Source organism: Burkholderia pseudomultivorans (assembly GCF_902499075.1).
GTDB lineage: Bacteria > Pseudomonadota > Gammaproteobacteria > Burkholderiales > Burkholderiaceae > Burkholderia > Burkholderia pseudomultivorans.
The window spans coordinates 1-12,053 of sequence record NZ_CABVPP010000049.1; the positions used below are offsets into that span (position 1 = coordinate 1).

Genomic DNA, 12,053 nt, shown 5'->3' on the forward strand with positions numbered 1-12,053 from the left:
GTCGCGGCGGTCGCGGCAGCCGCCGCCGCGGGCCTCGCCGTCTGCCCGCTGGCCCGGCGCGTCGCGCCGCGCACGCTGGTCGACGTCGGCGCGAAATTCGGACTGCCGCCGTTGCCGCGCTCGCAGGTCGTGCTCTATTCGCGCGTACGCGACGCCCGCGCGGCGGCCGCATTGCGAAGGTTTGCCGACAGCCTTGCAATCTCGGCGTAAACTAGCGGGTTACACCGACCCCAATCTCCTGACAAATCTTCATGAAGCCCGAAGCCCGCCAGCACCTCCGCGCCAACCTGCTGATGCTCGCCGCCGCCGCGATCTGGGGCTCGGCCTTCGTCGCGCAACGCCTGAGCCTCGACGTGATCGGGCCGTTCCTGTTTACGGGGCTGCGCTTCCTGCTCGGTGCGCTCGTGCTGATCCCGCTGCTGAACTACAACGCGGCGGCGCGCGCGCAGCTCGCGGCGATCCGCCGCGACCCGGCGCTGCTGCTGCCGGGCCTCGCGCTCGGCGGGCTGCTCGCGGTATCGATCTCGCTGCAGCAGATCGGCCTGCAGTACACGCGGATCGCGAACGCGGGCTTCATCAGCTCGCTGTATGTCGTGATCGTGCCGCTGATGGGCATGTTCGCGCGCCACCGGATCGGCGCCGGCACGTGGTTCGGCGCACTGCTCGCGGCGGTCGGCCTGTATTTCCTCAGCATCGACGAACATTTCTCGGTGCTCTACGGCGACTGGTTCCAGCTCGCGGGCGCGATCATCATCGCCGGGCACGTGATGGCGGTCGGCCATCTCGCGAAGCGCCACGATCCGCTCGTGCTCGCGTTCATGCAGTTCGTCGTGTGCGGCGCGGTGTGCCTCGCGATCGGGCTCGCGGTCGAGCCGATCAGCGTCGCGATGCTGCGCGGCGCGCTGCCGACGCTGCTGTACGGCGGGCTGCTGTCGGTCGGCGTCGCCTATACGCTGCAGGTCGTCGCGCAGCGCCACGCGGCGCCCGCGCACGCGGCCGTGATCTTCAGCATGGAAGGCGTGTTCGCCGCGATCGCGGGCTGGGCCGCGCTCGGCGAAACGCTGACAACGCGCGCGCTGGTCGGCTGCGCGCTGATGCTGGCCGGCCTGCTCGCGTGCCAGCTTCTGCCGAACGGCGAGGCCCGGAAAAAGGACGAAGACGCGCTGCCGGCATGACACGCGCTGTCCCTATAATGGCGGTTCGCGGGCTTGCCCCGCCAACCGCTTCCGACAGGCCTGCTCCGTGACGTCCACTTCAGTCGATCCCGCCGCCGACCTGCTGCGCGAACGCGCAGCGCATTACGCCGCGCAAGCGGCGCTGTTCCTGCGCGACCAGGCGCTGTCCACTGCGTCGCACGACCTGCGCAGCCCCCTCAACGCGATGCACAGCTGGGCATACGTGCTCGAGCGCCAGCTCGCGAACGCCGACCCGAACCTGCAGCGCGCGCTCGCCGGCATTCGGACCGGCATCGATCAGCAGGTGAAGCTGATCGACGACGTGCTCGACGCGCCGCGCGCGCAAACGCGCGCGCTGACGCTCGCGCCGCAACCGTTCGCGCTGCGCCCGCTCGTCGACGATACGCTCTCGCTCGTCCGCTTCGCGCTCGCCGATGCGCGACAGGTCGCGCTCGACGCGACGCTGCCCGACGACGCCCCGCCGCTGTTCGCCGACCGCGAACGCGTCGCGCAGGCGCTGTGGACGATGCTCGCGACGGCCGTCGAGGCCAGCGCCGCGGGCAGCCGCGTGACGCTCGCATGCACGCGCGAAGGTGCGCAATGTACGGTGCGCGTCGGCTGCGACGTGAGCGCCGACGCACTCGCCGATCCGGCGCTGCCGCATGTGCTCGAACCGTTCGCGCGCCACGAGATGCTGCGCGAACGCGATGCGAAGCGCGTCGCGTGGACGCTCGCGCTCTGCCAGCGCGTCGCGCTTGCGCACGGCGGCACGTTCGCGCACGCGCCGTTCGCCGACGGCGCGGCGGCCGCGCTCACGTTGTCGCTCCGATGCGAGGCGCCGGTGTAAGCAGGCGGGTCGACCCAGCACATTACACCTGCCTTTCAGGCCCTATACTGATGGGCCTGTCATAACCGGAGCGATTCCTTGTTACAGATCTTCGCGCTCATCGGCGCGTTGTTCCTGGTGGCCCTCAACGGGTTCTTCGTCGCGGCCGAATTCGGCCTCGTCAAACTGCGCGCGACGCGCGTCAAGACACTGGCCCGCAAGCACGGACTGCGCGGCCGCATTCTCGCCATCGTGCACGGCCGGCTCGACGCGTATCTGTCCGCGTGCCAGCTCGGCATCACGCTCGCGTCGCTCGGCCTCGGCTGGGTCGGCGAACCGGCGTTCGCGCAGTTGATCGGTCCGCTGCTCGACCTGATCGGCGTGCAGTCCGAGCGCATCGTGCACCTGATCTCGCTGGTGTTCGCGTTCTCGCTGATCTCGTTCCTGCATATCGTCGTCGGCGAACTGGCGCCGAAATCGATGGCGATCCGCCAGTCCGAGAAGGTCGGCCTGTGGGTCGCGCTGCCGCTGTATGCGTTCTACTGGGCCATGTATCCGGCGATCTGGCTGCTCAACAGCAGCGCCAACGCGGTGCTGCGGCTCGCGGGGCTGTCGGCCGATCACGGCGGCGACGCGCACTACTCGACCGACGAGCTGAAGCTGATCCTGCGCAGCCGCCGCAGCACGGCCGGCAACACCGCGCAGCCGGCACGCGGCACCTACAGCAACGACGAATGGAACACGCTCGCGCATTCGCTCGACTTCTCGTCGATGACGGTGTCGGACCTGATGCGGCCCGCGCATGAAATGATCGGCCTGCGGCGCGACCTGCCGCTGCCCGACAACATGGGCATCGTCGCGCGGCACCGCTTCAGCCGCTATCCGCTGTTCGAGGACGCGTCGCGCGAGCAGGTCAGCGGACTGATCCACCTGAAGGACCTGCTGCTCGCGCGCCATGCGGGCGCGGCGCTCGACGATCTGTCCGACTACGTGCGTCCGGTGCAGTACGTGAAGCCCGACACGCCCGCGCTCGACCTGTTCCGCCGCTTCCGCAAGGGCGCGCCGCACTTCGCGCTGGTCGGCGACAAGGGGCAGAAGCCGATCGGCTTCCTGACGCTCGACAACCTGCTCGGCGCGCTCGTCGGCCAGATTCACGACGAGTTCCGCCAGGGCGACGCCGACTGGAGCCGCCTCGACGACGGCACGCTGATGGGCAAGGGCAGCCTGCCCGTCGTGTCGCTCGAGCAGGCGCTCGGCATCGACATCGACGAAGGGCGCGCGGAGTCGGTCGGCGGTCTCGTGATCCAGGCGCTGAACGACCTGCCGTCCGAAGGCCAGCGCGTGTCGTTCGACCGCTTCGACGTCGTCGTGAAGAAGATGAACGGGCCGCGCATCGTGCTCGTGCGCGTCTATCCGAAGATCGCGAAGGAGGCCGACGAATGACGGCCCCGCGTCGCCGCGCGCGATGAACGCGACGCTGCCGCGCCGCTGCGTGATCACGCCGGAGCCGGCATCCGCGTCGGCGGCCGACTGCCGCGCGTTCGTCGAGCGGCTGTCGGCCGTGCTCGCGCGCGGCGAAACGCTCGTGCAGCTGCGCGTGAAGTCGTTCGATGCGGCGGCGTTCGCGCGGCTCGCCGCGGAGGCGCTCGCGCGCTGCCACGCGGCCGGCGCGCATCTGATGCTCAACGGCCCGATCGACGCGCACGGCGTGATGCGGCTCGACGGCGCGGGCTGGCATCTCGACGGCGCCGCGCTGCGAGCGACCGCGCAACGGCCGCTGCCGGCCGACCGCTGGCTGTCCGCCGCGTGCCACTCCCTCGACGATCTGCAACGGGCCGCGCGCGCCGGCGCGGATTTCGTCACGCTGTCGCCGGTCCTGCCGACGCTCAGCCATCCGGGCGCGCCGACGCTCGGCTGGGCGCAATTCGACGCATGGGCTGCGCAGGCCGCGATGCCCGTCTACGCGCTCGGCGGCATGACGTCCGCGCATCTCGACGATGCACGCCGGCACCACGCGTACGGAATCGCGGGAATACGCGGCTTCTGGTAGCGCGGCCGGGCACGCTCGCGCCCGGCCATTCAGCGCCGTTCAGGCAATCGGCGTGGGACGCATCCCGCGCCACGCGCCGCCGTCGATGCGGCGGACATCGTGCGTGAGCGCGTAATGGTTCACGTCGCCCGTCAGCCACGCGACGAGCGAATACGGCGGCAACGCGCCGGCATCGACATGGTCGCGCGCGCGGGCCGGCGTCTCGAACACGACCTGCCCCGCCGGCGCATCGAACGGCACGCTGTCCGGCGACAGGTTCAGCGCGATGCTGAGCGTTTCGTCGTCGGCGAGCCGCCATGACGCGAGCAGCGCGTCGGCATCGCCGGCGCCGCTCGCCCGCAGCGCATGCGCGGACTGCGGCCGGCAGTCGGACAGCCGCGGCGAGATCAGCTTCGCGCGCACCGCGAGCGCCGACTGCACGAAATGCGCGCGATCGATGTCGCGTGCGGTTTCGTCGAAGATCAGCGGGATCTGCGGCGTGAGCAGCGACAGCGCGAGCGCGGCAAGACCGGCCTCCTGCTCCTGCACGCCGTGCCGCCATGCGCCGTCCGACAGCACCAGCGACGTCAGCGACAGCGCGCCTTCGACGGACATCCCGTCGCCCGGTGCGGCCGGCTGGAACGCCGCGCCGGCCGCGGTCAGCGCACGCGCGAGCGTGTGGATCGACTGGTGCGTCGAGATGCCTTCATGGCCGGGCGCGTCGCCGCCCGTCAGGCGGTGCAGCGCGCGTTCGCCGCAACTGTTCCACTGCGCGTCGAAATGCGTATCGGCGAGATGCGCCGGATGCCGCTCGCTGCCGAGCACGAGATGGATCAGCCGGTCGGCCGGCACGGCCGCGCGTACGCGGTCGGCGATCTCGCGCAGCCACGACGCGTCGATCCGGTCGGCCTCGCGCAGCCGCAGCCCGTCGCAGCGGTATTCGTCGATCCAGTACAGCGCGTTGTCGCAGAAGAAATCGCAGACGTCCGGATGATCGAGCGCGAGCGGCGGCGCCTGCAGCGGATCGTCGCGCGTATGGAAGAACGGCGCCGCGTAATGGCGCAGCGCGTCGGTGCCGCTGCCGAAGCGCGCGTAGTCGAGTTCCAGCAGCACCGCGAGCCCGAAGCCGTGCGCGGCGTCGATCAGCGCCTTCAGCGCGTCGGGGCCGCCTTCGGCCGCGAGCGGCGCGAACGGCAGGCTGTCGTGCGGCGACGCGAGCAGTTCCAGCGCCGTCACGCCGAGACGCGCGAGCTGCGGCAGCCGCCGGCGCACGCCGTCGAAGCCGCCCACCGCGTGCGGGCGGATCGCATAGAGCGCGATGTCTTCCCACGGGCGTCCATGCCAGAACGTGTTGCGCCACGTGAACGCGCGCGGATCGACGACCTCGCTCGGGCCGTTGAGCCCTTCGGGCTGCGAGCGCGAGGCGGGATCGGGAATCGAGACGGTATCGTCGAGCCGGTAGCGGTAGCGCGCGCCCGCGCCGCATTCGGCGAAGACCTCGAACCAGTCCGCGCCTGCTGCCGTCATCGGGATCAAGGCCGGTCCGTGGCCGGTATCGAGTTCGAGCTGAACCTGCGCGCTGCCGGGCGCCCACACGCGGAAGTGCGTGCGCGGCGTCGCACAGCGCGCGCCGCAAGGCTGTGCGCCGAACGGCAGACAGTGGATGTAGTGCTGCGCATACGGATCGTGCGGACAATCGGACATCATGCGCTCCTCGCGCGTGCCGAGCGGCCTGGCCGCGCCGTCGGCGCGGCGCAATGGAGCCCGGCACGCGATGGCCGGGCGGGGGGAGAGGAACGAGTATGCGCCGGTTTGACGAGCGTGACGCATCGCGGAGAGGATTTTTAAATGAGGATCGACCCCGCGAAGCCGGCCGACGCGAGGCGGGCGAATCCCCGCGTGGCCGGGTATGCACGCACGCCGCGCGGCGGCCCGTCCGTCATGCGCGCGGAGACGCACCAACTGCGCGCGCGGCAAACCGGGTAGTTCGCATACCGGAATGACGGCTCGCCTTGTTGCCCGCGCCGCACACCCTTACGCTGCGCGAAATGCTCGCGGACACCCCGCCCGCACCCCACTCGAGGAACCATCGATGTCGCTCCCCGCCAGCGCCGCCAAATTCGATCCCGCACGTGCGCAGGAATACGCCGAACAGTCGCGCATCGCGCTCGCCGGCTACGACGCCTGCCATGAACTCGCCGCGTGCATGCTCGCGGCCGCGATCGGCGCCCCCGACGCGCGGATCCTCGTCGCCGGCGCCGGCGGCACCGGCCAGGACATCTGCGTGCCGGCCGCACTCGAGCCCGGCTGGCGGTTCACGGCCGTCGACCCGTCCGCGCCGATGCTCGCGCTGGCGCGTGCGAACGTCGAAGCGGCCGGTTTCGGCGCGCGCACGGCGTTCGTCGAAGCGGGCGTCGATGCATTGCCCGACACGCCCGCGTTCGACGGCGCGACGCTGATCGGCGTGCTGCATCACGTGCCCGGCGATGCGGCGAAGGCCGCGCTGCTGCACGCGATCGCGCGACGCATGAAGCCCGGCGCACCGCTCGTGCTCGCAGGCAACTACCGCCGCTACGCGGATCACCCGCGCCTGCTCGACGCGTGGCAGCAGCGCTGGCGCATGAAGGGCGCGACGCCCGACGCCGTGCGCGCGCAGCTGGCGAAGATCCTGCAGGGCGCCGATCCGCCCGAATCGGAAGAAGTCGTGTCCGGCCTGCTGCGCGACGCGGGCTTCGATGCGCCGCTGCGTTTTTTCGCGAGCCTGTTCTGGGGTGCGTGGATCGCCGTGCGGCGCGCGTGACGGCGCAACCGGTCGCGGGCCGCGCGACGAGCGGTCGCCCGGTGCGCCAAACGATGCGTCCGCGCTACCCGTCGGTGCGCGCCGCCGCCCGTCGCGCGCACTGGGTATGATGTCGTTCCCGCCCCTCTTCCGGGATCGACATGCTGACCGTCCATCACCTGAACAACTCGCGCTCGCAGCGCGTGCTCTGGCTGCTCGAGGAACTGGAAGTGCCGTACGAGATCGTCCGCTACGAGCGCGATCCGCACACGATGCTCGCGCCGCCCGCGCTGCGCGCGATCCACCCGCTCGGCAAGTCGCCGGTCGTCACCGACGACGGCCGCACCTACGCCGAGTCGGGCGCGATCCTCGAGTATCTGGTCGAGCGCTACGGCAACGGGCGCCTCGCGCCGCCGCCGGGCACGCCCGAGCGGCACGACTACCGCTACTGGCTCCATTACGCGGAAGGCTCGGCGATGCCGCCGCTGCTGCTCAAGCTCGTCGCGCTGCGGATCGCGCACGCGCCGATGCCGTTCTTCGCGCGGCCGATCGCGCGCAAGATCGCCGCGACGCTGCAGGCAAGCTTCGTCGATCCGCAGATCGCGCTGCATCTCGGCTACATCGACAGCACGCTGCAGCGCTCGGGCTGGTTCGTCGGCGACGATTTCAGCGCGGCCGACATCCAGATGAGCTTTCCGCTCGAAGCCGGCACCGCACGCGGCGACGCCGGCCGGCATCCCGCGATCGCGCGCTTCCTCGACACGATCCATGCGCGCCCCGCCTACCGGCGCGCACTCGAGCGCGGCGGCCCGTACGAACTGCTCAAGTGACGCGCGGCGCGCGAGCGCGGGCAGGCCCCCGCGTTCGCCCCGTTCGATGGCGCGTCAGCTCAGCAGCCCGGCCGCGACGTTGATCGACAGCCCGAGCACGGCCATGTTGAAGTAGAACGACAGGATCGACTGCGCGAGCACCGCGCGCCGCGCGGAGCGGCTCGCGAGCGACACGTCGGCCGTCTGCGACGCCACCGCGAGCGTGAACGCGAAATACAGGAAATCCCAGTAGTCGGGCTCGAGATTCCGGTCGGGAAACCGCAGCGCACGGTCGCTGCTCGGCGAGCCGTAGTAGAGCCGCGCATAGTGCAGCGTGAAGATCGTCGGGATCAGGAACCACGCGCCGAACAGCGTCGCGGCCGTCACCGCGTAGTGGGCCAGTTCGACGCGCAGGCCGACGCCCTTCGCCGTCGCGAGTTCGATCGCGATCGCGGCCACGCTCGCGACCGTCGCGAGGCAGACGACCGTCAGCACGGTCGTCGCGTTCTCGTCCTCGCGGATCGCGATCTCGCGCACCTGGTGATGATGCGCGGTAACCATGCGCACCCACATCAGGACGAGATACAGCCAGATCGCGCAATCCCAGCCGATCAGCGCGCGGGCGGCCAGGTGCAGCGGGAGCGGCAGCAGCAGCGCGCACAGCACGCCCGCGACGAACGCCGCGACCATGCGCGGCCGGTTGCGCAATACCTGCGGATAGAGCGTCATCGTGCGATTCCGAAAGCGAATGGAAAGGATCGGGCCGGCACGCGGCAATGCGCGCCGTGCCGGCCCGCCGGGTTGTCGCCCCGATTATCGCCATTCCGTCGTGACGTGGCGATGGAGATCAGCGCCTAAGATAAGGGGATGACTGCCTCCGCCCTGCTCCACCACCATCCCGCGAACACGACCGGCCGCGACTTCGTCGTCGGCGACCTGCACGGTTGCGTGGATGTGCTGCGCGCGCTGCTGCACGACGTCCGGTTCGACCCGGCGCGCGACCGCCTGTTCTCGGTCGGCGATCTGGTCGACCGCGGCCCCGACTCAGAAGGTGCGCTTGACCTGCTCGACCGTCCGTGGTGCCACGTCGTGCGCGGCAATCACGAAGAGGTGCTGAGCCTCGTGTCGCGCGGCAAGCTGCCGCCCGACGCGTGGCGCGGCATCGGCGGCGATTGGGGCGCCGACCTGCCGCCCGAACGGCTGCACGCGCATGCGGCGCGCGTCGATGCGCTGCCGCTCGTGCGCGTGGTAGGCGACGGCGCTGCGCGTTTCAACGTGCTGCATGCGGAATTCTTCGGCTCGGACACCGATCTCGACAGCGGCAGCTATTCGCACGACGTGCGCGAACGGCTGATCTGGGGCCGCGATCTTGTGCAGGGGCTCGCCGATCCCGACCGGCAGGCCGGACTGTCGCTGACCTGCACCGGCCACACGCCCGTGCGCGAGCCGCAGCGGATCGGCGCGCAGTGGTTCATCGACACCGGCGCGTTCGCGCCTTCGGGCCGGCTCACGCTCGTCGAACCGCGCACCGGACGCACGTGGTCGATGACGCAGGCCGAGGCGCGCGAACGCCACGCGGGGGAATGGCCGCTGCCGTAGCGGCCGATACGGCGGCGCATGGCCGGATGAGATCGGATCGGGCAAGCCGCGTATCGACCGCGATACGGCCGGCAACTCGGGTTTCGACGATCAGGAAAAGCGCCGCCGCGGGACGCGCCACACCGGCAACGCACCGCCCGCCCCGGCACCCGCGGCATCAACCGACCTGGTTCAACTCGAACACCGCATCGATCGCCGAGCCGTTCCAGTTGTATTCGAGATAGGCCGCGTGATGACAGTCGCGCAGCAGCGTCGTGCGAAACGCCGCCAGGCACTCGCCGCCTTTGTCGCGCACCGACGGATAGACGATCCCCGCGCCGCCCGCGTTGCGCACCGCGCGGGCGAACGCCTGCCCTGCGCCGTAATCGAGCGGATCGAGCAGGCGCGGATCGCGCTGCGGCCAGGTGCGCACGTCGGCCACGTCGCCCTGCGCGATCACGGTGTAGAGCCGCATCTGCTGGCGCATCGGCGGCTCCTTCGTCGCAGCCATGAACAGCCCGCTGTGATAGCGCGTCTCGGCGATCGCCGTGTCGCGCGAACACGCGCAGTAGAACACGCCGTAGCTGCCGTCGGAAAAACGGCTGCCCTGCGGATTCAGGTGCGTGAACGCGGCCATGATCGGCCCCCAGCCGAGCCCGTAGCGGCGCTCGTCGGGCGGCACGAGGTCGAGCGTGCCGACTTCGTTGCGGATGCGGTCGTTGGTCATCGATTCGAGCGCATACAGCGCGTCGAAATCCTCCGCCGAGGCCACGCGGTCGAACAGGTTGATCGCCGGGAAACGGGTGGGAATCACACGATAGGCCGGCGCCCAGTCGAGCGTGGTCGTCGGCCAGTGCTTCGTTTCGGTCAACATCGTCACGCCCAGCCACCCCGCATCGCGTCGAGGTATTGCCGGACGGCGACCAGATCGCCGACGTTGCCCGCCAGCATCCGGTCGAGCGCGCGCTTGCCGCCGAACGGCGCCGCATCGTTCGGCCGCTTGACCCAGGCATCGGCCGCGGCGGGCTGCGGCAGCAGGATCTGCAGCGACTTGTAGATGCCGAGCAACAGCGACAGCCGCTCCAGCGTATCGCGCGGCAGGCGCGCCGATTCGGGCGCGGCCTTCCACTTGAAGAACGTCGAGCGGCCGGGCGAGCCGAGCAGCACGATCTGTTCGTCGATGGTCAGTGCCCAGTCGCGCGCGATGTTGAAAAACGCGCGCAGGCCGGCCGCCGACATCTGCGCGACCGAAGCCTGCGGCGGGGCGGAATGCGGATCGTAAGCGGGCTGCGACATGACGGTTAGTCTCAGAATGAATCTACTAACAAGACTAGTCCATTTTCGTATTTTTGCAAGGGTCGACACCCGTCGACCTCGCCCAGGACCGGAAGGACCACGCCAAGGAACGCACCATGGAGAGACTGATTGCCGCCGTTTCGATCGCCGTGCTCGCGATATCCGCAGGCCCCGCCGTCGCGAACGGCTGACCACGATCCGCTTCGGCACCGATGCCAGCTACGCGCCGTTCGAATCGAAGGCGCCCGACGGCAAGCTGGTCGGTTTCGACATCGACCTCGGCGACGAGATCTGCATGCGCCTGCCGGCGAAGTGCGTGTGGCTCGAGAACGATTTCGACGGGATGAACCCGGCGCTGAAGGCGAAGAAGTTAGACGCAGTGCTGTCGTCGATGTCGATCACGCCGCAGCGCGCGGAGCAGATCGGCTTCACGACGAAGATCTACAACCGGACGACGCGGCTCGTCGTGAAGAAGGGTTCGCCGTTGCCGCCGACGCCCGAATCGCTGAAGGGCAAGTCGATCGGCGTCGAACAGGGCACGACGCAGGAAGCGTATGCGAAGGCGTACTGGGCGAAGCAACGCGCGAACGTCGTGTCGTACCGGAACCAGGACGGCGTCTATGCGGACCTCGTCGACGACAAGGTGCCCGGCGTCGGCGCCGGCATCGGCTTGCGCAAGAAGGACACCGACCTGAAGGCGAAGATCGACCGCGCGATCCACGACAGGGTCAAGGACGGCACCTACAAGCGGCTCGCGTCGAAGTACTTCGACTTCGACATCTACGGCAGTTGACGCGGCAGCGCGCGCGGCGGGCAGCGTGCGTCGATGCTGCCGCAGGCATGACAGGCAGCGACACGCCGTCGCCGCCAGCCGCGCCGGTCCGTCGGGAGCGCGACGGCGTGCGCGAACGATATCCCGATCATTCGGATTCCGGATCGATAGGCGCGGCATCCACGCCGGCGACGCACGACCGCTCTAATACGCAAAAACCGGGCGTCGCGGCAGCGGCGCCCGCACGCACATTCCCTTGCGGATCGGGCTTGCAACCGGAAAAGCGCCGCCCCGGCGCGGATGACCGGCGATCCGCCGGATCCGCCTCGCACCCGGTGCGGTCAGATGGCCAGCCGGTGCATGCCGGCGGGCCGCAAGCTGCACGGCCGACCGGCGATGCCCCGGGTCGCTGCGATCGCGGCCAGCCGGCCGCGGCGTGTGGCGATCGATCATTTTTCTACCCCGTTTCGGTCTGTTGCTTGTTCCGGCAACCGGTCCGACAAGGCCGGCGCCCCGACGCCCCGCCAACGACGGTCCGTGCCGCGCGAACGGAGCGGCTTCGCCCCGTCCCGCCATGCCTCCCCGCGGACTGCGTCCTGACCCGGCTGAAAGGATTCGGTGCCGAACCGGCCGGACGCCACGTCGTCGACTTGCGCACGCCCACATTCGCAAGGAGCGGGCCAGCCTCACGCGCGCCCGTCCGCACAAGGGTTCGGTCGCAACGGGTCGCGGCCGCGACGGGCAATCGATGCGGGACGTTGCGAATCTGATACATGCGGTGTGCGGGCC

Annotated in this window: 11 protein-coding genes and 2 pseudogenes; 9 read left to right on the plus strand and 4 right to left on the minus strand. The window is 70.2% G+C overall.

The genetic code is table 11. From position 1 onward, the window contains the following. The 5 genes and pseudogenes from BST28156_RS25660 to BST28156_RS25680 form a co-directional block, all read left to right on the plus strand. A pseudogene (locus tag BST28156_RS25660) lies at positions 1-210 on the plus strand (LysR family transcriptional regulator); the annotation flags it as partial. A gap of 41 nt (positions 211-251) precedes the next feature. Next, entirely contained in the window at positions 252-1,175 is a 924-nt protein-coding gene (locus BST28156_RS25665) for a DMT family transporter (protein ID WP_059480659.1), read from the plus strand. Positions 1,176-1,242: 67 nt separating this feature from the next. Then, positions 1,243-2,022, plus strand: a complete 780-nt coding sequence (locus tag BST28156_RS25670) for a sensor histidine kinase (RefSeq protein ID WP_174903685.1) — start codon at positions 1,243-1,245, stop codon at positions 2,020-2,022. A gap of 78 nt (positions 2,023-2,100) precedes the next feature. Next, a complete protein-coding gene (locus BST28156_RS25675) occupies positions 2,101-3,444 on the plus strand; it encodes a hemolysin family protein (RefSeq protein WP_174903686.1) in 1,344 nt (447 codons plus the stop codon). Positions 3,445-3,466: 22 nt separating this feature from the next. Beyond that, positions 3,467-4,051: a thiamine phosphate synthase gene (locus BST28156_RS25680; protein WP_174903687.1), complete on the plus strand. Its 585-nt coding sequence runs from the start codon at positions 3,467-3,469 to the stop codon at positions 4,049-4,051. Positions 4,052-4,090: 39 nt separating this feature from the next. Here BST28156_RS25680 and BST28156_RS25685 read toward each other — a convergent pair whose 3' ends face one another. After that, the gene (locus BST28156_RS25685; RefSeq protein ID WP_174903716.1) at positions 4,091-5,734 is read right to left on the minus strand and encodes a DUF3459 domain-containing protein; all 1,644 of its coding nucleotides are present in this window, start codon (positions 5,732-5,734) and stop codon (positions 4,091-4,093) included. 388 nt (positions 5,735-6,122) lie between these two features. Between BST28156_RS25685 and BST28156_RS25690 the strand changes: the two genes are divergently transcribed. After that, a complete protein-coding gene (locus BST28156_RS25690; protein WP_174903688.1) occupies positions 6,123-6,830 on the plus strand; it encodes a class I SAM-dependent methyltransferase in 708 nt (235 codons plus the stop codon). Positions 6,831-6,970: 140 nt separating this feature from the next. Next, a complete protein-coding gene (locus BST28156_RS25695; protein WP_174903689.1) occupies positions 6,971-7,639 on the plus strand; it encodes a glutathione S-transferase in 669 nt (222 codons plus the stop codon). 54 nt (positions 7,640-7,693) lie between these two features. Here BST28156_RS25695 and BST28156_RS25700 read toward each other — a convergent pair whose 3' ends face one another. After that, positions 7,694-8,347 carry a DUF1345 domain-containing protein gene (locus BST28156_RS25700; RefSeq protein ID WP_174903690.1) on the minus strand — a complete coding sequence of 218 codons (654 nt, stop codon included), beginning with the start codon at positions 8,345-8,347 and terminating at the stop codon, positions 7,694-7,696. A gap of 138 nt (positions 8,348-8,485) precedes the next feature. Here BST28156_RS25700 and BST28156_RS25705 point away from each other — a divergent pair, with 138 nt between their 5' ends. Further along, a complete protein-coding gene (locus BST28156_RS25705; protein ID WP_174903691.1) occupies positions 8,486-9,217 on the plus strand; it encodes a metallophosphoesterase in 732 nt (243 codons plus the stop codon). Between the two features lie 157 nt (positions 9,218-9,374). Here BST28156_RS25705 and BST28156_RS25710 read toward each other — a convergent pair whose 3' ends face one another. Continuing rightward, positions 9,375-10,070, minus strand: coding sequence for an RES family NAD+ phosphorylase (locus tag BST28156_RS25710; RefSeq protein ID WP_155640759.1), 696 nt, complete (start codon positions 10,068-10,070; stop codon positions 9,375-9,377). 2 nt (positions 10,071-10,072) lie between these two features. Then, positions 10,073-10,492 (minus strand): MbcA/ParS/Xre antitoxin family protein, encoded by a 420-nt coding sequence (locus BST28156_RS25715; protein ID WP_009693578.1) that lies wholly within the window; start codon positions 10,490-10,492, stop codon positions 10,073-10,075. A gap of 116 nt (positions 10,493-10,608) precedes the next feature. Here BST28156_RS25715 and BST28156_RS25720 point away from each other — a divergent pair. After that, positions 10,609-11,285 (plus strand): annotated as a pseudogene (locus tag BST28156_RS25720) (transporter substrate-binding domain-containing protein). Positions 11,286-12,053: the final 768 nt, after the last annotated feature.